This is a genomic window from Acinetobacter genomosp. 15BJ, assembly GCF_000400715.1.
Classification (GTDB): domain Bacteria; phylum Pseudomonadota; class Gammaproteobacteria; order Pseudomonadales; family Moraxellaceae; genus Acinetobacter.
In genome coordinates, this window is sequence record NZ_KE007347.1 from 306,908 (window position 1) to 331,782 (window position 24,875).

A 24,875-nucleotide genomic window follows, 5' to 3' on the forward strand; every position below is an offset into this window, starting at 1 on the left:
AAAATTATGTGGGGCACGGATCAGGCTTCTATTCAAGATAGAAAACGACAGAACCAGGCATTAGAACAAGATATTAAAAGCTTTGGTCAAAAGATCGAGCACTTTTTAATTGAAGTCAATCAGCTTATTTTGGATAAGCCACAACAAACTAAATTGGCATTGACCTGTTTGCTGGCAGGTGGCCATGTGCTATTTGAAGATTTACCTGGGCTTGGTAAAACAACATTAGCCAGTGCCTTGGCACGTTTGGCTGGATTACATTTTCAGCGAATTCAATTTACCAATGATATGTTGGCCAGTGATGTGATTGGCATCAATATTTTTAATCAGAAAGAACATGTCTTTGAATTTAAGCAAGGTCCTGTTTTTACCCAAATCCTCCTCGCCGATGAAATTAACCGCTGTAGTCCCAAAACTCAAAGTGCCTTGTTGGAAGCGATGGAAGAAGGGGCTGTTACCGTAGATGGTGTGCATTATGAATTGCCACAACCTTTCTGGGTGTTGGCTACGCAAAACCCACTGTTTCAAAGTGGAACTTATGCATTGCCAGAGTCCCAACTAGACCGCTTTTTGATGCGATTGTCATTGGGCTATCCATCTCGTCAAGCAGAAAAATTACTGTTACAACAAAGCTCACGCCAAGTCCTGATTCATCAATTAGATGCTGTGTTTAACCAAGCCGATATTTTACATTTACGTGAATTGGCAAAACAGATTTTCCTTAGTGACGCCGTACTTAATTATATTTTAGATTTGGCTGCTGAAACACGTAAGCAACGCCATGGCCTGTCAACACGTGGAGTATTGGCTTTAAAGGCTGCAGCACAAGCTTATGCGCTGGTTGAAGGGCGTAGTTTCGTGACCACGGATGATGTACAGACGGTTTTTGTGGCTGTAGTTGCACATCGTTTAAGTTTGGGTGAGATGGAGGTAAAACAACTGTTGCAGTCAGTTGATGCATTGTAGGTGAGTACAGACTATGCAAACCGGACTTAAACAACAGATCAATCAATGGATCGTAAAACGTTTCCAAGTGGATCGCAGTAAAACCCTGCGACAAAAGGACGTTTTAGTTTTTATCTATAAACAAGGTTTTTTATATCTGGTCCTGATTCTAATTACCTTTATTGCTGGAATTAACTATGCAAACAATCTGATTTTAGGATTTTGCTTTTTAATCAGTGCCATTCTTTGTATTAGTTTTTATCTGACCTTTAAGCAATTACATGATTTACAAATTGATGTTGTGATGCCTGAAGTTGGACAAGTCGATCAAGCAATCATTTTAAAACTGTTATTTAAACAACCTGTTCGTTCCGCACGTTATCTAAGAATCCAGTGGCAGACTCAAGAACAACTGTTTTATCTAGACCAAACCCAGCATGACATTGAGTTGCCTGTTAGCGCAGAAAAACGCGGACTCTATGAATTTGCTGCCGTTAAAATTTATTCTACTTATCCATTAGGATTAGTCCGCGCATGGACTTATTTATATCCAAAACATAAAGTCTGGGTTGCCCCAAAGAGCTATGAATGGCAGAAAGAACATAAAAATAAGCCGACTTCAGCCCAAGATAGCTTAGATGAATTTAAAGAGTTACGAGGCTTTCAACACGGTGACTCTTATCAAAATGTGGCATGGAAACAGGTCGCACGTGGACAGGGATTCCTGATCAAAATGTTTGAAGCTCAGGCCAATCACCAGCATCTGGAAATTGACTATCAGCAGATTCCAGCTCAAAGCCATGAAGATAAATTAAGCTTTATGATGGGTTTGGTCGAGCAATGTGAACAGTTAGGTGATGATTATGCACTTATTTTGCCACATGCACGCTTGGAAAGCGGGCAGGGACAATCTCAGTTAATTAAGGCCAAACTTTTATTAGCGCAGGCATAATGATGACTAAACAAATCTATTTCTGTGTTTTAGCTGTCTTGGCTTCCATATTACTTGGGCAAACCGCTTTTGCACCTGCTGCTTTAACGGGATTATGGGCGGTGGTTTGGCTGCTATTGGTTCGGAGATATCGTAAACAGAGCTGGACACCTTTTCCTAAATGGTTTTTGGTGATCTTTATTCTATTGTCTTTGGGTATCGTTTATATCAATTATCAAACCATCCTTGGGGTGGAAGCGGGCGTCGCCTTTTTAAGCACCTGTTTATTTGCCAAATGTTTGGAAGCTAAAAACACCCGTGATTTATTAATCATCTTTAATTTTGCCTTGTTCGTCAGTGCGAGTCTGTTATTACATAGCCAAGCGTTTTGGATGGCTGTGATTGTTCTTGCTGCATTTGTGATGTGTTTATTGGGTTTGTATCGGATACAAACGGGATTGTTTAATCAAAAGAAACTATCCTCAAACCAACTTAAACAAGATGTGAAGCAAATTTTTAAATTTGTAGGCATTGCAATTCCTTTCTTTTTAATCTTATTTATTTTCTTTCCACGATTGCCACCGCTTTGGGCGGTTCCAATTCAGAAGGATCAAGCTACGACAGGAATCAGTGACCGGATGTCACCTGGAGATATTGCGCAATTATCGCAATCTTCGGCTTTGGCTTTTCGAGTTGTAGCCAATATGTCGCAATTTCCGAACAGGCCAGAACTGTATTGGAGAGCTTTGGTTTTAGATCAATATGATGGAACAACATGGACCAGTAGTTTTTTTAATCAACAAATTAAAAATGTGCAGTCCACAACAAGAAGTGTGCCTTATCAATATTTAGCGGCAGATGAACAAGCCAACTGGATTATGGGCTTGGAATATTCGATTCCACAAGAACGCTATTTGCAGTTGTATCAAGACAATAGTATCCGCCCATCTAAGCTGATCAAGCGTAATGTACCGATACAAATGCGTTGGCTCGGAAAGATGTCGGCAGAGCCAGTTTTGTTGTCAGCACGTCAACTGGAGTTGAATCTCAAATTTGATCCAGATCGAGATGCTAAAGCCCAGCAATTGGCGCATATGCTTTTTGAACAAAGTCAAAAACAACCTGAAAAGTATCTACAGTCCGTTCTTGCTTGGTATAGAAAAAATGGCTTTGTATATACTTTGACGCCGGGGACTTTAGGTGGTGATCGTATAGATCAATTTTTGTTTTCTAGTCGGAAAGGTTTTTGTGAGCATTATGCCTCAAGTTTTGTGATGTTAATGCGTTATGCCGGTATTCCTGCACGAGTGGTAACAGGTTATCAAGGTGGGCAATTGGCACCTGATGGACAAAGTTGGGAGGTTCGACAGCTTGATGCGCACGCTTGGAGTGAGGTATATCTAGATGGAAAATGGAAAAGAATTGACCCAACAGCCATGATTGCACCGCAACGAATTGATACGGGGATGCAGGATTATTTGGCACAAGATCAGAATGTGTGGGGGGATGAAAGTAAGGCTTGGCGTTTACAACAGTTTAAGTTTCTAAAAAATGTGCGGATTTGGAGTGATTACTTAAGCTATCAATGGCAAAGCAAAGTGGTGGGTTATGATGCAGAAAAACAGAAAAACTGGTTGTCTCGATTAGGTCTGGATTCAAGTTATGCATATGCGATTGTGCTGATTGTTGGCGTATTCGCTATTTTGATGGTGTATGTGGGTATCTATTGGTGGAAGCAAACAAGGCAGCAACAAAGCTATCAAAAAGCTGTATTCAAATTTCAAAAGAAACTGCCCAAGAATCTGCAAAAGCAACCCGCAGAAACTTTTCAAGTGTGGATGCAGCGTTTAGCGAGTCAGGTTGAAAACAAACAGGTATTTGAACAAGCAGTTGTGTTATATCAACAAATTGTTTTTTTAGAGCAGCAGGATAGCGCAAATACTCAAGATTTTAAGCGCTTGCTTAAAGACTGTGCGATTGCACTAAAACAGTCGCAAAAAAACTTGTGAAGCTGAGAAAAAATGAATATGATGCTTCTCATTCTAGGTGTATAGCTCAGTTGGTTAGAGCGCTACGTTGACATCGTAGAGGTCTCCAGTTCGAGTCTGGATATACCTACCAAGATTAACGCTTTATCAGCGATTTACAACCCACCTCAATAGGTGGGTTTTTCTTTTTTAGAGAATTGGGTCTTATTTAAAAAATAATTATGAAATTTTAATAGGAAAAATTAACGTCTGATATAATAAATTGACTATAAAAATTCCTAAATGAGATTGATTGGAATTAGGTCTTGAATGATGTTTGAATTTGATTTTTATTATTTTAAAGGGGTGGAATAACATGAAAATATTGAGTACAGCTTTATTATGTATATCAATTATTGGCTCAGTTGGTGGTTCAGCTTATTACTTAAAACAAGAACCAAAAACTTTGATTGAAACAAATTATGGTTCTGTAAATTTAGGTCAAGTATTTGCTGAATCTGTTTTAATGACAGTTGAGATTGATGGCTTTTCTGGGCATCAAGATTATGATGTTGTTTTAAATCAAGGGAGTTTTTTCGAAGCTAAAAAAGATTTAAATGAGGCTATGGAGAGAAAAATGAAACTTATATTCATAGATTCTCCTGAAAGTGAAAAAATTAGCTATGATATTGCAACAGTTACTAGTGATAGAGATGTAGTCATTACAACAGCAATCCGTTACAACAGCTCAAATTTTATGAATCAGCCTTATATTCTTACTATGAGTAAGAAAACATATAAAATTAAAAAAGATGAGCCTTTAAAATCTTCTTTAGACAAATTTGTGGATGATGCAATTGCTATAAATAAGAAAGATATCGCCAATCGATTGTACATTACAAATAAAGAGCTTTATGGATTGCTTGTTGAGAAAGACCCAAAGTCATAAATTAGACAAAGCTATTTTGAATTGATATGTAGAACTGACCTTTTGTAATTGGTTTTATCGGAATGAATATGCAATCTATTGAAAATGTAATTCCATAAAGATTTAATCTAGCTGTTGATACTTGGGGTGATGGGGCATAGTTAGAAATTCAAAAATATCAGCAAGTGACATCTATATGCAGGGCTTCTTATAGTTCATAATTTTGAGGGCTTGACCAATTCTAATATTGGTGCTAATTTAATCAATAAGGAAGTCATATACTATTTGGGCTTTAAGAGAAATCTTGCCTAAATGAACAAAGATATGACAACCTGAACACACAGCTAACAACGAACGAAACGGTTCAGATCGTTTTTAAAAATGTTCAAGGTTGTAGAAAAGCCCGTTAATCGGGCTTTTTTAATGCCGATTATTTTTGAATAAAATTAAGCTATAGTGTGAAATAAAGATTAGAGGAGCAATAGGGGATTGTGATGCTGATGTTTATTATTTTGGTCATCGTGATTGGCTTAGTCTTATTAGTCTTCTTCGCAAAGAAAACAGATTCTACACAGGATACATCTGATTATAGCCATCCTTATTCTTCCACAACTTCGAACTGCGATTCAGTCCAGAATAATAATGATCAACGTATAGATGATTGTGGTTCTAATGCTGACTCGAGTTCTGACTCAAGCAGTTGTGATAGTAGTAATAATGATTAAAAAGCTTGCACCTCTTGAGGGTAAGAGGTGCAAGATAAACCGAGTTTAAGGTAGGTCAAACCAAATCATTTGACTGTCTTGCAATGCAGTAATGGTTGCAGTTTCATCAAACAGTAGAGCATCACCCGCTTTAACCAAATGATCGGCAATCATCACTTCACCCGAAATCACATGCACATAGTTTACTTTTTTCCGTGCTGTAATCTCTAAATGTTGATCTTTCTCAATCACTGCAGTTTTCACTTCAGCATTTTGACGGATCGACATTGGCGCAGATTCATCACCAGCAATCAAGTGCCATTGGTTTGGGTGATCTTTTGGATTGAGTTGAATTTGCTGATAGGTTGGTTCAGCATCTTGCACATTTGGTTGAATCCAAATCTGTAACAGATGCACCGCTTTATCATGCTTATTCATTTCACTGTGGGTGACCCCAGTTCCAGCACTCATCAACTGCCATTCACCTGCATTGATTTGACCTTCGTTACCCATGCTGTCTTTATGGGAAATGGTGCCATCGAGTACACAGGTCAAGATTTCCATGTTGTCATGGGGATGAGTACCGAAACCATTATGCGCAGCGACTGTATCGTCGTTAATCACGCGAAGCGCGCTGACGCCCATGTATTTCGGGTCATACCAGCTTCCAAATGAAAAGCTATGATAGGTGTCTAACCAACCTGCTTTAACATGACCACGATTTTCACTACGATGTAGATAAGCATTCATCTTTCATCTCCCAAATTATTGTGTTTTGCTTAATGCTTATATTATCGATTCATAATGGCGATAAATAGTCTTTAATTGCGACATATTGTTCTATAAATGCAATGATTCAGTAATGCGTATTTTCTTGGATAAAATAAAAAAGGCTGAATAAAAATATTCAGCCTTTTCAAATGGGTAAATTAATTTACCAATCTGTTATTTTGATTTGTTTTCAAGCTGTGGAATTGCAGAACCTTGACCAACTGCAAGTAAACCTGTTTCAGTATAGATACCCAATTTTGCACGGGTATCGGTAATGTCTAGGTTACGCATGGTCAACTGACCGATACGATCCATTGGCGTAAACATCGAATCACCTTTCTCCATGGTTAAACGCTCAGCTTCATACGTGAGGTTAGGAGATTCAGTGTTCATGATGGTGTAGTCATTACCACGACGTAATTCTAAAGTCACAGTACCTGTAATCGCTTTAGCAACCCAACGTTGTGAAGTTTCACGAAGCATGAGCGCTTGTGAATCGAACCAGCGGCCTTGGTAAAGTAAACGACCTAAACGCAAACCGTTAATGCGGTATTGTTCAATCGTATCTTCGTTATGAATACCAGTCACCAAACGCTCATAAGCGATATGTAACAAAGCCATACCCGGTGCTTCATAGATACCACGAGATTTCGCTTCAATGATACGGTTTTCGATTTGGTCAGACATGCCTAGACCATGACGACCACCGATACGGTTCGCTTCAAGAATGAATTCAACAGGATCTTCGATACGTTGACCATTCAATGCAACTGGCATACCTTGTTCAAAGGTAATACTCACTTCTTCTGGTTGAATTTCAACGTCGTCTTTCCAGAATGCAACGCCCATGATTGGGTCTACGATTTTAATACCCGCATTGAGGTATTCTAAATCTTTAGCTTCGTGCGTCGCACCCAACATATTTGAGTCAGTTGAATATGCCTTTTCTTTTGACATTTTGTAGTCAAAACCGTTGTCGATTAAGAATTGCGACATTTCGGCACGTCCGCCTAACTCATCAATAAAGGTTTGGTCTAACCAAGGCTTATAGATTTTTAGGGCAGGGTTGGTCAATAAACCGTAACGATAGAAACGTTCAATATCGTTACCTTTATAAGTTGAACCGTCACCCCAAATATTGACGTCATCTTCTTTCATCGCTGTTACAAGCATGGTACCTGTCACTGCACGACCTAAAGGTGTTGTATTGAAGTAAGGAACACCACCCGTGCTGATGTGGAACGCGCCACATTGAATCGCAGCAATACCTTCAAGCGCAAGTTGTAAACGACAATCGATTAATCGAGCTTTGACTGCGCCGTACTGTTCAGCTTTCTTTGGAATAGCATCATAGTCATCTTCATCAGGTTGACCCAGATTTGCAGTATATGCATAAGGTTCTGCACCTTTCTGTTTCATCCATAATAAAGCTGCTGAAGTGTCTAAACCACCAGAGAAGGCAATCCCAACTTTTTTACCTACTGGTACATGCTGCAAGATCGTTGCATTATCAGTCATTGCTAGTCCTAACTATTTCGAAATAGGCACCCTAATACTTCGGTGACCAAAGAGAATTTATACGTCCCGTACTATATCACTTTTCAAATCGATTTTTTTTGTGTTAGGAAAGGAATTCTTTTTTTTTCATTTGAAAAATAGATTAACATCGGAAAAATATAAAGTTTTACGATAAGCACGAACAATAAGGCATTAACAGGTCGTGAACTTTAAAAAATCTCACGTGAAAAGTACATCAAGAGGTTACCAACACGCTTTATAAAAAGTGTCTAGCTCAAAGCGAATCATTTAAACCAATAAATTGCTTCTCAATCGGGGTAAATACATGATCATGACGTGCAATCAGATAAAGGCCGATATCCCGATACTGTTCAGGTGTTTCGCGATAGTACTGAATGTTATATTTTTCAATCAAAGATTTGGCAATCATCGAGATGCCCATACCTAATTGGGTAAAGTGAATTAGAGCTTCATGATCATAAATATGGGTGAGTTCACCTTTTTTAAGGTTATAGTCCGCGTAGATACTGTCTAAGGTGGTGGCATAGCAGCATTGTTCAGAAGCAAGCAAGATATTCTGATGATTCAGACATTCTTCAAGACTGTCATGGTTGATCATGTTTTTACCAATAATCACCAGTTGATCATCCGCTTTTTGAATATATTGCAGATTTTTATGTTTAGGATGTCCGAGGGCATAAGCGATATCCAAATTGCCCGCTAAAATCTCATCCTCGATGTAACCTGTTGGACCAGTTTTCATGGTGATGGAAAGGTCAGGGTAGGCTTCATAGAGCTGGCTAAAAGAGGGGTAGAAACGCATCCCGCCTAAACTGGTATTTGTGCCAAAGCGTAAGACGCTTTCTTGTTGATAGATTTTATTTTCAGTTTCTTCCCAAGTGAACATCATCTTTTTATATTGGGCATATAAATTCATGCCAGATTCAGTCAGTTCGACACCTTTGGGCTTACGAATAAACAGTTGGCGTTTATAGTGATTTTCAATTTTTTTAATTTTTGCGGTCATATTGGACTGTAAATAATTGAGCTTATTTGCCGCGGCGGTAATGCTCTTCAGCTCGGCCACTGTCACAAATGATCGGATATCGCTAATATCAATATTCACGGTAAGTCCTCAATATTCTAGCCTCATATGAAAAGTTCAAGCTTTGATTTAGAAGCTCTTCTTTCATTAGGTATCAAAAAAAATGATGTATCTATTAAAACATAGCATTATTCATGATGTCATTTATTTTATACACTAAGCTTACTTTTTATCGGTTGAGTACAACACGTGAATATTCGAGTCGTGAGTGCAATCGCGTTGCTATGCTTGGTGTGGGGTTCTTTATGGGGCTTGGTCAAACATAGCCTACAAGTGTTTCCGCCATTTTTATTTATCTCTACACGGTTGATTTTAGCTGCATTGACATTAATGCTTGTACAACGGATTTTAAAAAAATCTATTCTTCCGCAGCACCATGAGTGGAAGCCTTTGATCATTTTAAGCTTATTGATCTGTTTTGGTTTTTATGCAACACAAACCTTTGCAATGCAATTTGTTGGTTCAGGTTTATCGGCTGTGCTGGTATTTACCATGCCGATTTTTATTGCTGTGTTAGCGCATTATTTCTTAAATGAAAGGTTGAATACGCAGAAAATCTTGGGTCTCATTTTAGGATCCTTAGGGCTCGTCGCAATTTTATGGCCTCAACTACATCATGTGCATATGAATATGTTATTGCTTGGACAAGTCTTATTGATTGGTTCTGGCTTCTTCAGGGCATTATCTACAGTCTATATCAAAAAGAATTTTGCGACTTATGACAAAATCAAACTGACCATTTGGCAGCTATTACTCGGTGGAAGTTTAATGTTTGTCATGGCCTTATTGTTTGAGCCTGTCGATGCTCAAGTTTGGTTAAATCCTTTAAATGAGTCTGCATTGTTTTATATTGCGGTGGTTGGAACGGGTTTTGCCTTTGTGCTTTGGAACTGGATTGTCAGTCAAGTTGATACCTTTGTGGCTTCAATTTCGATTATGTGTATTCCGATTCTGAGTCTATTTTTTGGTTCTTTGATCTGGCACGAGCCGCTGACCCTCAATATCTTGATTGGTGCTGCTTTTATCTGTATGGGCATTGTGATGAGTTCGCTCAAAATGAAAGCACAGAAAAATCGCTTAGCTTATTCAGGTAATCAACAGCCTTAAATTGAGCAGCATTGATCAGCATGAGAATAAGCCGAAGCCCTGATCAATCAGCTTGAGTTAGTTTTTAGATTAAATAAAGGCAGTCACTATTATTATTGTGGCTGCTTTTTTTATGTCGATGTGCTTCTGCAATAAATAATATTTAGAGTTGCAGCGGCAGAATCTTAAGTATGTTTAAGCCAAATTGACTCTTTCAACACCGAAAATTTTATAAATAGTCATCCCAAATAAATAAAAAAGTATTAAAGTACTATGCAACAAGTTGCAAAGCCAAAATTAGAGAAGGAATACCATGACTAGCTATGCAAATATCCTAAAACCATTACATTTGGGTTTTACCACTATTAAAAACCGTGTCGTAATGGGTTCGATGCACTCAGGTTTAGAAGACCGCTTCTTTAACTATCCAAAACTCGCTGCTTATTTTGGTGAGCGGGCGAAGGGCGGTGTAGGCCTAATTATCACAGGTGGTATTTCTCCAAACCGTCAAGGCTGGCTGTTGCCAGCGGGCGGAACCATGAATAGTTTGGCGGATATTCCTCATCATCGTTTAGTCACTCATGCGGTACATAAGCATGGCGCTAAGATTTTGATGCAAATCCTGCATTCTGGTCGTTATGGTTATCATCCATTTTCGGTATCTTCTTCTCCGATTCAAGCACCGATCAACCCATTTAAACCACGCCAAATGTCTGACTCTCAGATATTGGCAACCATTGAAGATTATGCGCGTTGTGCAAGCTTAGCGAAAAAAGCAGGCTATGATGGCGTAGAAATTATGGGTTCAGAAGGTTATTTAATTAACCAGTTCCTCAGCAGTCATGTGAATAAGCGTACTGACCGTTGGGGCGGTGACATTGAAAATCGTATGCGCTTCCCAGTAGAGATCGTTAAAGCGATCCGTGCCAAAGTTGGTGAAAAATTCATTATTGCTTTCCGTCTGTCTTTGCTGGATTTAGTGCATGATGGCAACACCATGCAAGAAGTGATCGTGGTCGCCAAAGCATTGGAAAAAGCAGGAATTACGTTATTAAATACAGGGATTGGCTGGCACGAGGCACGTGTTCCTACGATTGTGACTTCAGTACCGCGTGCTGCATTTGTAGATTATACCGCAGCAGTAAAGCAGCATGTTTCTGTTCCAGTAATTGCATCAAATCGTATTAATATGCCAGATACTGCTGAAGAAATTATCGCTACAGGTAAAGCAGATATGGTGCAAATGGCACGTCCATTCTTGGCTGATCCATATTGGGTGAATAAGACTGCAACCAATCGTGTGGATGAAATTAATACCTGTATCGCGTGTAACCAAGCCTGTTTGGATCACGCATTTAAGAATGAACGTGTCAGCTGTCTAGTGAATCCGCAAGCGTGCCATGAAACAGAACTGGTTTATATCAAAACCAAAAAACCAAAACGTATCGCGGTTGTCGGTGGCGGGGTGGCAGGTATGTCAGCTGCGACAGTGGCAGCAAGCCGTGGTCACGCTGTGACTTTATTTGAAGCAAATAATGATGTTGGTGGTCAGTTTAACTTAGCCAAAGTGGTGCCTGGAAAAGAAGAATTCCACGAAACGATTCGTTATTTTAAAGTACAACTCAAACAAACGGGTGTAGATGTCCGTTTAAATACACGTGTAAGTCGCGAGCAGCTAGAACGTGAAGGTTTTGATGAAGTTATCGTTGCAACAGGTGTTGTACCACGTGCATTAAAAATTCAAGGTAGTACCGCACCTCAAGTGTTGTCATATGCAGAAGTATTACGCGGCGCAGAAGTGGGCCATAAAGTTGCCGTGATCGGTGCAGGCGGAATTGGCTTTGACGTATCAGAGTTCTTATTAAAACCACCGCACCAACCTCAACCGCAACCCTTAGCAGAATGGCAACGTGAGTGGGGGGTAGACCCAGATCCAAACTATATCTCTGAAGGTGGAATGCAGCGCCCAGAAGTTGAAGTTCCTGTGCGTCAGATCTATTTATTGCAACGTAAAACCACACCACTTGGGATTGGTTTGGGTAAAACCTCTGGTTGGGTGCATCGTGCACAACTGAAAAAGCATGCCGTGCGTATGCTACGTGGTGTGCAATATAAAGCAGTGACCGATGAAGGTTTATGGGTTGAGCATAATGGTCATGATCAATTGTTGCGTGTTGATACCATTGTAGTGTGTGCAGGGCAGGAATCCGTGAAAGATTTGATGCCAAAAGACGGTGAAAATACTTCGGCGAACTATCATATTATTGGTGGGGCGAAGCTCGCAGCAGAGTTAGATGCCAAGCGTGCGATCCGTGATGGTGCTGAATTAGCCGCAAAACTCTAAAATTGATGAAACATTATGCATTTGAATACATTGCAATTAAATTTCTCTTGTATAAACAGGGCAAGCTTTGTATTCTTACGCACATGGAAGCGTGGCAGAGCGGTTTAATGCACCGGTCTTGAAAACCGACGAGGGTGTGAGTCCTCCGTGAGTTCGAATCTCACCGCTTCCGCCAAATTTAAAAAGCCCTTGTCAATACAAGGGCTTTTTTCTTATTTGTATTTTTATGCCACATAAAAAAAATCACATAAATTGGCAAAGGCCATCCTTTTTACTCTGTGTGATATCGAACAAATTTAACTATTAAAAAGCAAGCACCTAGAATATTGACTTGAGCACTATCGAGCCGAACTAACCCAAGCTTATCTTTATTTATTAAAGATAGAACTTCGATTGTAGTTTTAGGAGAGCTTGGACATGTTGTGCTTAGATGACGTAGCCTAAAAATTTACGCAAATTTTACGCGGCCATTTTTTTAAGTTTATTAAAATACACTTTGCAATCATTCTTATGGATAGGTTAATGGGTTTCTTTAATACATCTGATCAAGACAATCATGTTCATAACCTGCTTCTTAATAAAAAAGACATACTGATGGGGTATAGCGTAGATGTGCTGGTTGAAAAATATGTCGGTGCATCGAAAGAAATACAGCAGATTATTGTTCAGATTCTTAAAGAGAGAGTATTCTTCGCGAGAAATAGAGCATATGCTTAAATAAAATAAATGACCAAAGTTTTGCCCTATAACAGTTAAAGAAAGCTCATTATGCAAAATACTACAAAAAAAGCAGCATTGCCTGCCACGGCGTTGGCAGCGCTAGGGGTAGTCTTTGGAGATATTGGAACAAGTCCGCTATATGCATTAAAGGAATCTTTCCATGCCGCTCATGGTTTAGGGATTCAACCTGAAAATGTATTAGGTATTTTGTCTATTATCTTCTGGTGCTTAATGCTGATCATCAGTATTAAATACATCGCAATTGTCATGCGTGCAGACAACAATGGTGAAGGTGGGATCATGGCTTTATTGGCCTTGAACCTGCGTAAAGCGAAATTATCAGAAACAAAAAAAATCTATCTCATCGCGATTGGTTTTATCGGGGCATCTTTATTCTTTGGAGATGGGATTATAACTCCTGCGATATCCGTTCTTTCTGCAGTTGAAGGCTTATCCATTGCCACTAATGTGCTTGACCCCTTCATTGTGCCAATTGCGATTGTGATTGTGACTACGCTGTTTTTGATGCAGAAACATGGCACTGCCTTTGTCGGTAAGTTTTTTGGACCAATAACCTTAGTCTGGTTTTTGTCACTTGGTATTTTAGGTATTGCCAGTGTGATACAGACACCAGTTGTATTGGGGATGGTGAGTCCACATTGGGCGATACAGTTTATTTTTACTCATCCAGTCCAGTCTTTCTTTATTATGGGAGCCGTGGTGTTAACGGTGACTGGAGGAGAAGCGCTGTATGCCGATATGGGACACTTTGGCCCACGTCCGATTCGTTTTGGATGGTTCAGTGTCGTGTTACCTTGCTTGGTTTTAAACTATGCTGGCCAAGGTGCGTTATTACTGCGTAATCCAGCTGCAATTGAAAACCCATTCTATTTATTGGTGCCTAGTTGGGCGTTATACCCGATGATTATCTTGGCGACTATGGCGGCGGTGATTGCTTCACAAGCGGTGATCTCTGGGGTGTTTTCCTTGGCACGCCAAGCAATTCAATTGGGTTATTTACCAAGATTAGGTATTAAGCATACGTCTGATTCAGAAGAGGGGCAGATTTATGTGCCTTTTCTAAACTGGCTATTGTTGATTGCAATTTTAATTCTGATTTTAATCTTCCAGACCAGTTCAAACCTTGCCAGTGCTTATGGTCTAGCGGTCACATTAACCATGCTATGCGATACGATTTTGGTTGCCGTCTTTATTTACTATGCTTGGAAATGGAGCTTACCGAAGGTATTTTTGCTCATTATCCCATTTTTCATTCTAGAGTCAGTTTTGGTTGCGGCTGCATCTTTAAAAATATTCTCAGGCGGTTGGGTGCCATTATTAATTGGTGCAGTAGCAATGATCATTCTAATGACTTGGAAGCGAGGTCGAGAGCTCACTTTTGCCAAGCTTGAACATGACACATTATCACTCGATTTATTCATAAGAAGTATTGGCGATAATGTACATCGTGTGCCAGGTGATGCCGTATTCCTGACAGGTACGCCGAATGTGGTTCCACATGCCATGTTGCATAATATTAAGCACAATAAAGTGTTACATGAACGGAATATTCTGGTCACTGTCGTAATTGAAGATGTCCCTTATGTCCCGCAAGAAGAACGCATTCATGTTGAAACTTTAGATAATCATTTCTATCGGATTAAAATTTTCTATGGATTTAAAGACGAGCCGAATGTACCACGCGCATTGGCTCAAGCCTATGAGCAGCTAGAGTTTGAGTACGATTTGATGCAGATTAGTTTCTTTATCTCACGTGAACGTATCATGCATAGTGTCGGGGATGGCATGGCGCCTTGGCGGGAGCATCTATTTATTTCAATGCAACGTAATACCAGTCCAGTCAGTGATTTTTATCAAATCCCGACTAACCGGGTAGTGGAACTGGGTAGCCAGATCGAAATTTAAAAATGTGTGCTAAGCGTCTAATTTAGCTGTGATTGCTTTAGCCAAACTCAGACAGCCCTTGTGAATACAAAGGGCTTTTTCTTGCTTGTGTTTTTTCAATCAGTGCATTGGACTGTAGTTGGCTTGAGTGGATTATGATATTTGAAATTAAAGGGCTAAAGAATGATGCTTTCATTTCAGTTTCATTTAAGCAAAACGTTTTACTCTAAAATCATAGTAAAGCCGAACAAGCATCGCTACACCTTTTGCCACATCCTCAGATGTGGTTTTTTTATGCCAATTTTTTGCTGTTCTAACTTTTTACACTGCACGGAGTCTATTAAATAATCATTGTTAAGTTGATAGGTGTATAAAATATTTTATTCACTCTTATATTTAATTTAATGGTTAATTTTTTAAATTATGACGTCTAAATTACATTTTTGTCATATTAAAAAAATAGATTAAATTTGAGATATAATTTTTAAAGTAAAGTTGTTTATTTTTTTCGGGTTTTGTTTTTAATTTTTATTTATTTTTAAAAAAGCTGGGGTGTCTGGTTTTCGGGATTTTAAAATGCTTTGGCTTAAAAAAATACTTGCAAGAGATGTTTCATTATTAACATTCAATTTTATATTGGCAATCTGGTTAGGTCTGTTTTTAAATTTTTCATTCTTTATGAAAATTCAAGATTTAACTCCTTATTCAGGTCTTGAACGCGTTTTATTTTTGATTGCTTCTATATTGGTTGTGATCTTTACATATAATTTTATATTTCAGATTTTTAACTGGCGCTGGACAGCAAAACCCATAGCGATTGGTCTGATCTTAGTTGGTGGATTTGCATCCTATACCGTGACTTCACTTGGGGTGTGGATTACTTCTGATCAAATCCAGAATCTGATGCAAACCAACTTTACAGAAGCACGAGATCTTTGGTCTTGGTATCTTTTGGTCTGGATATTTGGACTGATCATTCTCCCTATATTTCTTGTTGCTGTGGTTAAAATTAGACATGAAACCAAACCCTTTATTTTTCAATTTACTCAAAAAATTCTAACTGCTGTTGTCTCTTTATCTATTGTCATCATCATGCTATTCATTTTTTATGTCGATTTTGCAGCAATTTTCCGTGAAAATCGCAGTTTAAAGGGAATGATTTCACCACAAAATATGATTGCCTCTTATGTCTCATATTACAAAAAGAAGGCACCCAAAAAGAACCAACCCTTAATCAGTTATGGTGAAGATGCGAAGCTTTTTCAACGTGAAAATGCATTACCTAAGTTGATGGTACTTGTGGTGGGTGAAACAGCAAGAGCGGAAAATTTCTCTTTAAATGGATATAACAAAATCACCAATCCTGAAATGGCTCAACAGGACATATTGAATTTTTCTAAAGTAAGTTCGTGTGGAACGGCAACGGCTGTTTCTGTTCCATGTATGTTTTCAGGAATGCCTCGTAAATCCTACGATGAGCGCTTAGCCATTCGTAGAGAAGGCTTACTTGATATTGCGCAACGTGCTGGTTATCAGGTCACTTGGATTGAAAATAATTCTGGTTGTAAGGGCGTGTGTGACCGAGTTGAGATGTATAAGATTGCAGAACCAATTCAGAAAAAATGGTGTAAAGGCGGTGAATGTTTTGATGAGATTTTAATTGATAGTTTGCAATCCTATCTAAAATCTATTCCTGAAGGGGATACACAACCCCGTTTGCTTGTATTACACCAATTAGGCAGTCATGGTCCAGCGTATTACAAGCGCGTCCCACCCCAATTTAAAGTTTTTAGGCCCACATGTGATACCAATGCCATTCAGGGATGTAGCCGTGAAGCTTTGCAAAATACCTATGACAATACTTTGTTATATACCGATTATGTCTTGAGCCAACTGATTGAAACTTTAAAAGAGAATACACAATATGAAACAGGCTTTTGGTATTTGTCTGATCATGGAGAATCTACAGGTGAAAGTGGTATGTATTTACACGGGGCCCCTTATATGATTGCACCTCAACAGCAAACACATATTCCGATGATCATGTGGTTTTCTGCACTTTGGAAACAGTCTAATCCTGAGCAGATAAAATGTTTATCAAATCAAAAAAATGAAGTATTGAGTCAGGATAATTTATTTCCAACCATGTTAAGTTTATTGGATATAAAAACGAAAGTTATTGATACTGAAACGGATATGCTAGCGACTTGTTCATCCATAGCGCGTAAAGTTAATTAAGTAGGCGAATTTGTTTATTTTTGTGATGTGATATTTATTTTAATCGTAAGTGTGTGGTAAAAATAACAGCTTCACGATATGCATTCCTCCAGTGAAATATTTATATCGTCATCCCATTCATTTTTCGAAATGTTTGGGATTTTTTAAATGAGTAATCATTAAATCGGGGTTGATGTCTGATTAAAATATTTATTTTGATACGTATATTGCCTCGTTTAGAAGTGACTGTAAGAGCTATAAATTTAATGAAAAATTTTATTTTAACCAGTGCGGCTGCAATTGTTGTAGTATGTTCTACACAGAGTATGGCCGCAGATTTTATTGCTGGTAAAGATTATACCGTGGTTCAAAATCCAGTAAAAACATCAGCGCCTGCAAATACAATCGAAGTGAGAGAGTTTTTTTGGTATGGGTGTTCTTATTGTTTTAAATTAGAACCGCATATGCAAACTTGGTTAAAAAGCATCCCTAAAGATGTTTACTTTCTGCGTACACCAGCGGCAATGAACCCGATGTGGGAACAAGGTGCTCGGGCATATTATGTGAGTGAGGCTTTAGGTGTACGTAAACGTACCCATCTACCTTTATTCCATATCAATTTTTCAGGTAAGGAAAGGGTCTTACAAAAAGAGGCTTTTGCTAAGTTTTTTACTCAATATGGCATTTCTGAGGCTAAATTTAATAGCAGCTATGATTCTTTCCCGATTACAGCAAAAATTGCAGAATCAAACCAATTGGCGCAAAAATATCAACTTACGGGCGTTCCAGCTGTTGTGGTCAATGGTAAATATATTGTCCAAGGTGGGGATAATAAAGTAGTTCAAGTTGTTGAATACCTTGTGAATAAAGAGCGTAAGGCTCAGTAATTTTGGTGTTTAAACTCTATAGCAGACCTTTAAAGTCTGTGTCGTAAATCAAGAGCGTATGAAGCTGTTGTCAGTACGGTTGCTACAACACTTCTTCGTTTATACAATTGTTCAAGATTTAAAATAAAGAGGTGCCGCGTCAGCTCAGTAGAATTTTACGACATTGTCATGCTTTCATACGATTCATGATCAAACTGACTTCTTTATACTAAAAATTAACTCTCTTTAAAGGTTTCATTCAATGCTTGTTGCACCGCATCTACACGTGATTTACAGGCTTTGTATGCATTCATTGATTCCTCAACAATCTTCATTAAGTTATCAATATCAGGTTCTTCCTGAGCTTCGAGCAGCGCCGCATTTTTTTTGAGTAGGCTATAACCGTCTTTAAAGCTTAATTCTTTTTTACTCATGATCAATCACCTCTTTGATATGACTTACATTGGCATGGATATAACCATCATGCATTTCAACTGCAATGCTTGAGCCGACTTGTTGAACAGAGCGAATCGCTTTGTTTTCACTACGTACAATGGCATAGCCCTTGGCTAAAACATGTTTGGGATTTTGCAGTAATGTTTCCCGCATCAAGGCTTCGATTTGGGTCGATGCCGTTTTAATTTGCTGTTTCGCAAAATATTGCAGTGTTGATTTAGCAACTTGAAGATGTAAATTACTGGCGCTGATTTGATTCTCAGCCTGTGATTTGATAACACTCATCAATCGATCATTTTGACTTTGATAGGCGGTAATTTGATGTTGAGACAGTAGTTTGATGGTTTGTAGATGATTGACGACATCTTGTGAGCGTTCTGCAATTAGATTACGAATTCCTGCAATAACTTTACTGGGTGTATCAAAGGAACGATGTGCAATCTCATCTAAAATGGTTCGGTCTTTTTCATGCCCAATTCCCACCCAGATCGGGACTTTGCGTTTACACAGCAGGGCAGCCAGATCATAGTCATTTAAATAAGCTAAATCGTTGACTGCACCACCACCACGAATGATCACGATCAGATCTGGCGGTAGGGTATAATCTTTTGCCCACTGGCGTAACCCTGAACTTAAAGACTCCATAATACTGTGTGCGGCGGTATTCCCTTGAAAGGTCGCGGCGTGATAAACAAAATGACAGACACCGGCTTGATGTAATGCATCAGCATCTTTTTTGAAGTCACCTAAACCTGCTGCATTTTCTGGGGCAATCACTAGCACATTTTCAATATCAAATGGTGTGGGGAGTTCTTTATTAAGCTGAACCAATCCTTCGCTGCTTAATCGCGCAAGAATCTGTTGATAACGCTTTGCGATATCACCCAAGGTAAAGCTTGAGTCTATATCTTCAATATTGACCGAAAAGCCATATTGAGGATCAAAACGAGCCTTGATTTTAATCAGGACATTTAAATCTTTTGATAGTTCAATACCACTTTCGCGCTCAAATTTAAGCACCATTTTAGTCGCATTGAATTTCCAAATCGTGGCTTTACAGCTTGCGATGATTTTATCGGTATCTTGTTCTTTTTCAGCCAGTTCAAGATAGTAATGCCCACCTTTAATATTTAAATTCCGAATCTCCGCTTTGACCCATACAGGCTCATCAAAAGACAGGCGAATGACTTCTTGTACCGCTGAGAGATAATCGCTAAGAGAGAATTGAGGTTCGGACATTGGATTGAGTGATAAAGGGGACAGCACTATAGTAGCAAATTGAGTCAGCTGATAACAAATCAGGCCTATAATGTCGAAACTTCTGCTTCAGATATGCAGATAACGCATCTACAGCGTATTCGTGTTGAATCCTGTAGATGCGAATGAGTGGTCATGCTTTAAAGTGATTTATTCCATTTCAAGACTTTAAATAATCCAAACATAAACATGATCCAGACAGGAATCAGAATCACAGATTCTTTAAAACCTTGGGTCCACATGATGTATAGAATCATGACAATAAATGCGAGTACCAGATAGTTACTAAACGGCGAGAATAAGGCTGAAAATTTTACAGTCTTGTTTTCTAATCGAATAGCCCGTTTAAATTTTAAATGGGTAAAGCTAATAATCGCCCAGTTTAAAACCAAGGCTGCTACAGCCATATACATCAGGTGGCTTAGCGCTTGTTCTGGCACAAAATAGTTCAGTAAGACACAACCAAAAATCAAGATAGAAGAAAAAATCACTGCTGGCATTGGTACGCCTTGCTTGGTAATTTTGGCAAAAATCTTAGGTGCATTACCTTGTACGGCAAGTCCAAACAGCATACGGCTATTGGCATACATGCCGCTGTTATAAACCGAGAGTGCCGCGGTCAGAATAATAAAATTGAGTAAATGCGCGGCCCAATCAATTCCCAATTGGCTGAAAATCATCACGAAAGGACTTTTGTCCAAACCACCTAGATCAAGTTGATTCCAAGGAATCAAGGACATGATGATCGCCAGTGATGCCACATAAAAAATCAAGATTCGGAAAATCACCTGATTAATCGCTTGAGGAATACTTTTCTCAGGATTTTCTGCTTCAGCTGCGGTCATACCGATCAATTCAATGCCACCAAAGGCAAACATTAGAAAGGCCAACATGTAAAACAAGCCTGAGAAGCCATGTGGAAAAAATCCGCCGTGCTGCCATAAGTTGGTAAAACTTGCAGTCGAATCAGCTCCAGCGGTCAGTAATAGGTACAAACCAAACAGGATCATTGAAATGACGGCAACAACTTTGATAATGGCTAACCAGAACTCGGATTCACCATAAAACTTCACATTGCCCAGATTTAAGCAGGTGACGACAATGAAGAAAAACAAAGTCGAGATCCAGGCTGGAATATGTGGCCACCAATAATGGATATATTTGGCAATCGCTGTCAGCTCAGTCATTGCCACTAAAATATAAACCACCCAGTAATTCCAACCCGACAAGAAGCCAGCAAAGTTTCCCCAATATTTTTGTGAGAAATAGCTGAATGAACCTGCTACAGGTTCTTCTACAATCATTTCACCCATTTGTCGCATGATCAAAAAGGCAATCAAACCGACAATGGCATAGCCTAGGATAATCGAAGGGCCTGCGGACTGGATCGCCTGAGCTGAACCTAAAAACAGACCTGTACCCACAGCACCACCCATCGCAATCAATTGGATATGGCGGTTTTTTAGTCCACGTTTTAATTGGGGAGAGGAATTACTCAAAATACGCTGCGCTGAAAAAAAAGAAGTGATTGTAATGGATAGCGAGGAGATCGACTAGTTTGGAAAGAGGAATAGGCTGTGATTCTATGAAGTACAGAATTTACCCTAATCACTAACTGCTTCCTTATCGTGATAAGGGTCGTTTTTTAAGATACCTATTTTGTGGTAGAAAACCATAAATCTTATTTATTTTGCCATAACGACTTCACCTTTCTGATTCATGGTTACTTTACCAGCATATTTATTTGGGTTAATAACATTTCCATAACCAGTGAATTGTTGAGGTTTAATTTCATTCCCTTTTTCATCAACGATTGAACTCCATTGATCCATCAGGATTGGGACTTTAAAACCATTAAATGTATTGTTGGTAATCCGTACTCGAGGGGAGTGGTCAAGAACAATCGCGTAGGCTTGGTCATTTTTATTGGTGAGGGTGAAGGTGTTTCCATCAATGACTGTATCAGGGGAGAATTTGACGTAGAGGACGTTTGGTATGGTTGTCTTATCATCCCACTGATCTGGGAATATTTGCTGAGAAATATCAGTAAGTGATGACTTAGATGATTTATTTAATGTAAATAATGTTTTATCTTTATTAATATTAGTTTGTGAAATAATTTGATTTTTAAGTATTTTTGCTTGAGAACCATCAATATTTATATTTCGACTTAAAATTAATTTAGAATTAATAACTCCCCCTCCCCAAGAACGTAGAGAAACATAATAAGGACTAGCGTAAATATTGTTAATAAAACTATTCTCAATTGATTTATCTTCATATTTTTTTGCATAAATAAAATCAATATTTTTATCTGATTTATTGATTTGTTTTTTAGTATAAAAATTCGGGGAAAAATAACCACCCCCAAAAATATACTAACATTTAATATAACACCATTTGAAATTTTAGTATTGTAGGTTCTAAATTCCAAGTCGGGGTTTACTTGTTTAGAAAAATCCCAGACATGGCCTTGCATATCCAGTTCCTTGTTCTCAACTCGTAAAATAGCTCCTACAGAGTCTATAGGGCCTTTATAGCCACTACTACCTTCAGCAGCTAGAAAGGCTAACCAGTCACGTTTTCTTTTTCGAGGTTCTGGAGCGATAAAGTCTCTGGTTGCACAAACTTTGTTGATGGTTTTTCCATTCAGTTCACTAATACCGCAATTGGGGAACTGATATTCCAATTCTGGTCTCTCTTTTGCCATAGCACAAGCACAGAGGCTTAAATAGCATATTAAGATTAAATATTTTTTCATGTTACTTATTGCCGAAAATTATTTAAAAAATTTATTTTTTCACTATTTCACCTTTGCGATTCATGGTTACTTCACCAGCATATTTATTTGGGTTGATAACGTTTCCATTACCAGTGAATTGTTGAGGTTTAATTTCATTCCCTTTTTCATCAACGATTGAACTCCATTGATCCATCAAAATTGGTACTTTAAAACCATTAAAGATATTGTTGGTAATCCGTACTCGAGGGGAGTGGTCAAGAACAATCGCGTAGGCTTGGTCATTTTTATTGGTAAGGGTAAAGGTGTTTCCATCAATGACTGTATCTGGGGAGAATTTGAGATAAAGAGTGGAGGGTATAGCTACGTTGTCATGCCATCTATCAGGAAGTATTTGTGACGATTGATCTACAAAAATAGTTTTATTAATCTTGCTTAGAATAAATTGTTTCCTATCCTCCTCTATAAATATAGCTTTTGAAATTATGTTATTAGTTAATATATTGGCTTTAGAGCCTGAAATATCAAGGCTACTATTTAATAAAAGTCTTGAATTTGAAATCATTCCATCCCATGAATATAGACCAAATCTACCTCCTTTATTTTTAAAATTTTCCAATTTCATTCTTTCTACTATCTTTCCTGATGTATCAGTTTTCGCATATATAAATCCATTTCTCTCTACTATGTTATAACATTGTGTTTTAGTTGAGAAATTTGGTGAGCAGTAATTACTTTGCCCTAGCGTAATGTATGCGTTCAAAATGATTCCATTTTTAATGGTACTATCGTGACCCTCTAAAACCAAACTTGGATTCTCTTGTTTAGAAAAATCCCAGACATGACCCTGCATGTCCAGTTCTTTATTTTCAAAGTGAAAAATGCCGCCCACAGGGTCTCTTGGACCTTTATAGCCACTACTACCTTCAGCAGCTAGAAAGGCTAACCAGTCACGTTTTCTTTTTCAGTTGAGGCTAAAGACATTTGTTTAGAAAAAATTATTGATAATAAAATACAAAATATATACATATCATTTGATAAGTATGACTCACCAAAATTTCAAATATATTTTAACCTCCATCAGCTCGTTCCTGATATTGAGTTTATATCTTCGGAAAGTTTGGTGAGAAAATCAAATCAATATGTATGTTTTTGGGGTAAACCCTGGTGGTTACCTAGAATATTTTGGACAGATGCTATGTCAAAATATTTGATCAAAAAATTATTGTTGATAATAAAACAAATCCTTGATTTTTTAAAAACAGGCGTAAGAGGGGAAAATATTGGTAATAAAAAAATTTTATTTAAAAAATAGTTATCACATAATATGCTAGATCAGGTGAAAATTAGTTTGAATTGAGTAAAAATGGAAGAGTTTGAGTTCCAGAATAAGAAACTCTAAAAGGTTATGAATAGCACCATTGGTTAATTGAAAGAAATAGTTGGGTAGGCAAAAAGTATCCGATGCAATTAAAAATCATCCATGGAACTTAAAGGCAGTTGAAAGATTAACGCATCAACAAATTCATGGAAATGTACCTTATGGTCAAAAGAACTATAGCTTTGTTCACCAATGGTAGTATGGAACACTTGCTTGGGCTAAAGGTGCTGAAATATCTATTGGTTCAGGTATTGGTTTAGATGTGATGACAGGAGAAGAAGAATGAACTTTAATTATCCCCTTTTAATAAAGGACCCTTTAGCAGTTATTGGTAATATATCTAATGAAGATCAACTTTCTTATTTAAATGAAAAGGAAGTTGATAAATATGGATTTGAAAATGTCACCTTTATTGATTCATCAGGTTATGAATATGAAATATTATCATTTGATAAAAAGAATATTTCTAACCTACCTTTTAAAAAATTCTTGAAAATAATATTAAAAAATTTTGGTGGCCATTATTTAGATTCAAAAAAAATAAAGGAGTATGGGTTGAATTTAATCTGTCTTCACCAAGAAAAATAAACTTAGATGAAATCAAAAAAGAACTTACAGATTTATTTTTAAAAAATCCACAATGGTTTAAAAGTAGTGATTTTAGTCCAGCACAAGCGATTGAGTTGTTTATCAATGAAGCAAGGACAGTGAAAGAATTGATCGAAAATATTTCTGTTTGGTCGTGAAGAATTTTATCTCAATGACCTAGGTCATGCTGGACAGTATTATGATAGTGAAGTTGGAACATTCTATCACTTCATGCGTGACTATGTCCCAGTCACAGGCCATTATGCCGAGAATGATCCATTAGGGTTATTTGATGGTCCAAATACCAATGCATATGCCTATAGCAATCCTGTTTCCTATAATGAACTAATAGATTAATTTTTTCCGATAAGGATGGGCATAATTTTTCTTGGTGAAAATCTTGATGGTTGCTTAAATTTTATAGTCTAAAGTAATGTTTATAATTG

Annotated in this window: 23 protein-coding genes and 2 tRNA genes; 16 read left to right on the forward strand and 9 right to left on the reverse strand. The window is 38.0% G+C overall.

Annotated elements, in window-relative coordinates; all coding sequences use genetic code 11:
• Positions 1-6 precede the first annotated feature (6 nt).
• From F896_RS12545 to F896_RS12520, 6 genes are all read left to right on the forward strand, one after another.
• A complete protein-coding gene (locus F896_RS12545; RefSeq protein ID WP_016163214.1) occupies positions 7-966 on the forward strand; it encodes an AAA family ATPase in 960 nt (319 codons plus the stop codon).
• 13 nt (positions 967-979) lie between these two features.
• Positions 980-1,897 carry a DUF58 domain-containing protein gene (locus F896_RS12540; RefSeq protein WP_016163215.1) on the forward strand — a complete coding sequence of 306 codons (918 nt, stop codon included), beginning with the start codon at positions 980-982 and terminating at the stop codon, positions 1,895-1,897.
• Between the two features lie 2 nt (positions 1,898-1,899).
• Positions 1,900-3,885: a transglutaminase TgpA family protein gene (locus tag F896_RS12535; protein ID WP_016163216.1), complete on the forward strand. Its 1,986-nt coding sequence runs from the start codon at positions 1,900-1,902 to the stop codon at positions 3,883-3,885.
• Between the two features lie 35 nt (positions 3,886-3,920).
• Positions 3,921-3,997: transfer RNA gene (locus tag F896_RS12530), tRNA-Val, on the forward strand.
• 222 nt (positions 3,998-4,219) lie between these two features.
• Complete coding sequence (locus F896_RS12525; RefSeq protein ID WP_016163217.1) at positions 4,220-4,792, forward strand: hypothetical protein; 573 nt, start codon at positions 4,220-4,222, stop codon at positions 4,790-4,792.
• A gap of 473 nt (positions 4,793-5,265) precedes the next feature.
• Complete coding sequence (locus tag F896_RS12520) at positions 5,266-5,496, forward strand: hypothetical protein (RefSeq protein ID WP_016163218.1); 231 nt, start codon at positions 5,266-5,268, stop codon at positions 5,494-5,496.
• Between the two features lie 45 nt (positions 5,497-5,541).
• On the opposite strand, the gene F896_RS12515 is transcribed toward F896_RS12520, so the two are convergent.
• The 3 genes from F896_RS12515 to F896_RS12505 form a co-directional block, all read right to left on the reverse strand.
• Entirely contained in the window at positions 5,542-6,225 is a 684-nt protein-coding gene (locus F896_RS12515) for a pirin family protein (RefSeq protein WP_004652847.1), read from the reverse strand.
• 195 nt (positions 6,226-6,420) lie between these two features.
• Positions 6,421-7,764, reverse strand: a complete 1,344-nt coding sequence (gene argG, locus F896_RS12510; RefSeq protein WP_004652848.1) for an argininosuccinate synthase — start codon at positions 7,762-7,764, stop codon at positions 6,421-6,423.
• A 274-nt stretch (positions 7,765-8,038) separates the two neighbouring features.
• Positions 8,039-8,890, reverse strand: a complete 852-nt coding sequence (locus F896_RS12505; RefSeq protein WP_016163219.1) for a LysR family transcriptional regulator — start codon at positions 8,888-8,890, stop codon at positions 8,039-8,041.
• Between the two features lie 168 nt (positions 8,891-9,058).
• Here F896_RS12505 and F896_RS12500 point away from each other — a divergent pair, with 168 nt between their 5' ends.
• The 7 genes from F896_RS12500 to F896_RS12470 all read left to right on the forward strand — a co-directional run bounded on the left by F896_RS12500 (position 9,059) and on the right by F896_RS12470 (position 18,028).
• Complete coding sequence (locus F896_RS12500) at positions 9,059-9,976, forward strand: DMT family transporter (protein ID WP_016163220.1); 918 nt, start codon at positions 9,059-9,061, stop codon at positions 9,974-9,976.
• 292 nt (positions 9,977-10,268) lie between these two features.
• A complete protein-coding gene (locus tag F896_RS12495; protein ID WP_016163221.1) occupies positions 10,269-12,299 on the forward strand; it encodes an NADPH-dependent 2,4-dienoyl-CoA reductase in 2,031 nt (676 codons plus the stop codon).
• A gap of 85 nt (positions 12,300-12,384) precedes the next feature.
• Positions 12,385-12,474 (forward strand) — tRNA-Ser (locus F896_RS12490).
• A 335-nt stretch (positions 12,475-12,809) separates the two neighbouring features.
• Positions 12,810-13,016, forward strand: a complete 207-nt coding sequence (locus F896_RS12485; RefSeq protein ID WP_228130608.1) for a hypothetical protein — start codon at positions 12,810-12,812, stop codon at positions 13,014-13,016.
• Between the two features lie 51 nt (positions 13,017-13,067).
• A complete protein-coding gene (locus F896_RS12480; protein ID WP_016163223.1) occupies positions 13,068-14,945 on the forward strand; it encodes a potassium transporter Kup in 1,878 nt (625 codons plus the stop codon).
• Between the two features lie 555 nt (positions 14,946-15,500).
• Positions 15,501-17,162 (forward strand): phosphoethanolamine transferase, encoded by a 1,662-nt coding sequence (locus F896_RS12475; RefSeq protein WP_016163224.1) that lies wholly within the window; start codon positions 15,501-15,503, stop codon positions 17,160-17,162.
• A gap of 245 nt (positions 17,163-17,407) precedes the next feature.
• Positions 17,408-18,028, forward strand: coding sequence for a thiol:disulfide interchange protein DsbA/DsbL (locus tag F896_RS12470; protein WP_016163225.1), 621 nt, complete (start codon positions 17,408-17,410; stop codon positions 18,026-18,028).
• A 215-nt stretch (positions 18,029-18,243) separates the two neighbouring features.
• Here the strand turns inward: F896_RS12470 and xseB are convergent, their stop codons facing one another.
• The 6 genes from xseB to F896_RS12445 form a co-directional block, all read right to left on the reverse strand.
• Positions 18,244-18,441 carry an exodeoxyribonuclease VII small subunit gene (xseB, locus tag F896_RS12465; protein WP_004652856.1) on the reverse strand — a complete coding sequence of 66 codons (198 nt, stop codon included), beginning with the start codon at positions 18,439-18,441 and terminating at the stop codon, positions 18,244-18,246.
• Positions 18,434-19,702 (reverse strand): exodeoxyribonuclease VII large subunit, encoded by a 1,269-nt coding sequence (gene xseA / locus F896_RS12460; protein ID WP_016163226.1) that lies wholly within the window; start codon positions 19,700-19,702, stop codon positions 18,434-18,436. Before xseA ends, xseB begins: the two co-directional genes overlap by 8 nt.
• Positions 19,703-19,860: 158 nt before the next feature.
• Positions 19,861-21,219, reverse strand: coding sequence for an amino acid permease (locus tag F896_RS12455; protein WP_081402375.1), 1,359 nt, complete (start codon positions 21,217-21,219; stop codon positions 19,861-19,863).
• Positions 21,220-21,405: 186 nt separating this feature from the next.
• Positions 21,406-21,552, reverse strand: coding sequence for a hypothetical protein (locus F896_RS20785; RefSeq protein ID WP_016163228.1), 147 nt, complete (start codon positions 21,550-21,552; stop codon positions 21,406-21,408).
• Positions 21,553-21,896: 344 nt separating this feature from the next.
• On the reverse strand, positions 21,897-22,481 hold the full coding sequence (locus F896_RS12450; RefSeq protein WP_016163229.1) for a hypothetical protein: 585 nt from the start codon (positions 22,479-22,481) through the stop codon (positions 21,897-21,899).
• A 31-nt stretch (positions 22,482-22,512) separates the two neighbouring features.
• Positions 22,513-23,352 (reverse strand): hypothetical protein, encoded by an 840-nt coding sequence (locus tag F896_RS12445; RefSeq protein ID WP_016163230.1) that lies wholly within the window; start codon positions 23,350-23,352, stop codon positions 22,513-22,515.
• Positions 23,353-23,583: 231 nt separating this feature from the next.
• Between F896_RS12445 and F896_RS0119730 the strand changes: the two genes are divergently transcribed.
• The 3 genes from F896_RS0119730 to F896_RS20385 all read left to right on the forward strand — a co-directional run bounded on the left by F896_RS0119730 (position 23,584) and on the right by F896_RS20385 (position 24,786).
• Positions 23,584-23,775: a hypothetical protein gene (locus F896_RS0119730; RefSeq protein ID WP_032882141.1), complete on the forward strand. Its 192-nt coding sequence runs from the start codon at positions 23,584-23,586 to the stop codon at positions 23,773-23,775.
• A gap of 348 nt (positions 23,776-24,123) precedes the next feature.
• Entirely contained in the window at positions 24,124-24,429 is a 306-nt protein-coding gene (locus tag F896_RS0119735; RefSeq protein ID WP_016163232.1) for a hypothetical protein, read from the forward strand.
• Positions 24,430-24,573: 144 nt separating this feature from the next.
• Complete coding sequence (locus tag F896_RS20385) at positions 24,574-24,786, forward strand: RHS repeat-associated core domain-containing protein (protein ID WP_228130619.1); 213 nt, start codon at positions 24,574-24,576, stop codon at positions 24,784-24,786.
• Positions 24,787-24,875 lie beyond the last annotated feature (89 nt).

What these genes read in the sequence shown, in the direction of transcription:
- F896_RS0119735 (WP_016163232.1), top strand. Translation starts at nt 24,124, where the DNA reads ATGAACTTTAATTATCCCCTTTTAATAAAGGACCCTTTAGCAGTTATT.
- F896_RS20785 (WP_016163228.1), bottom strand. Translation starts at nt 21,552, where the DNA reads ATGGATCAATGGAGTTCAATCGTTGATGAAAAAGGGAATGAAATTAAA.
- F896_RS12515 (WP_004652847.1), bottom strand. Translation starts at nt 6,225, where the DNA reads ATGAATGCTTATCTACATCGTAGTGAAAATCGTGGTCATGTTAAAGCA.
- F896_RS12470 (WP_016163225.1), top strand. Translation starts at nt 17,408, where the DNA reads ATGAAAAATTTTATTTTAACCAGTGCGGCTGCAATTGTTGTAGTATGT.
- F896_RS12495 (WP_016163221.1), top strand. Translation starts at nt 10,269, where the DNA reads ATGACTAGCTATGCAAATATCCTAAAACCATTACATTTGGGTTTTACC.
- F896_RS12485 (WP_228130608.1), top strand. Translation starts at nt 12,810, where the DNA reads ATGGATAGGTTAATGGGTTTCTTTAATACATCTGATCAAGACAATCAT.
- argG (WP_004652848.1), bottom strand. Translation starts at nt 7,764, where the DNA reads ATGACTGATAATGCAACGATCTTGCAGCATGTACCAGTAGGTAAAAAA.
- F896_RS12450 (WP_016163229.1), bottom strand. Translation starts at nt 22,481, where the DNA reads ATGAAAAAATATTTAATCTTAATATGCTATTTAAGCCTCTGTGCTTGT.
- xseA (WP_016163226.1), bottom strand. Translation starts at nt 19,702, where the DNA reads ATGTCCGAACCTCAATTCTCTCTTAGCGATTATCTCTCAGCGGTACAA.
- F896_RS12525 (WP_016163217.1), top strand. Translation starts at nt 4,220, where the DNA reads ATGAAAATATTGAGTACAGCTTTATTATGTATATCAATTATTGGCTCA.
- F896_RS12475 (WP_016163224.1), top strand. Translation starts at nt 15,501, where the DNA reads ATGCTTTGGCTTAAAAAAATACTTGCAAGAGATGTTTCATTATTAACA.
- F896_RS12535 (WP_016163216.1), top strand. Translation starts at nt 1,900, where the DNA reads ATGACTAAACAAATCTATTTCTGTGTTTTAGCTGTCTTGGCTTCCATA.
- F896_RS12480 (WP_016163223.1), top strand. Translation starts at nt 13,068, where the DNA reads ATGCAAAATACTACAAAAAAAGCAGCATTGCCTGCCACGGCGTTGGCA.
- F896_RS12520 (WP_016163218.1), top strand. Translation starts at nt 5,266, where the DNA reads ATGCTGATGTTTATTATTTTGGTCATCGTGATTGGCTTAGTCTTATTA.
- F896_RS12545 (WP_016163214.1), top strand. Translation starts at nt 7, where the DNA reads ATGTGGGGCACGGATCAGGCTTCTATTCAAGATAGAAAACGACAGAAC.
- F896_RS12540 (WP_016163215.1), top strand. Translation starts at nt 980, where the DNA reads ATGCAAACCGGACTTAAACAACAGATCAATCAATGGATCGTAAAACGT.
- xseB (WP_004652856.1), bottom strand. Translation starts at nt 18,441, where the DNA reads ATGAGTAAAAAAGAATTAAGCTTTAAAGACGGTTATAGCCTACTCAAA.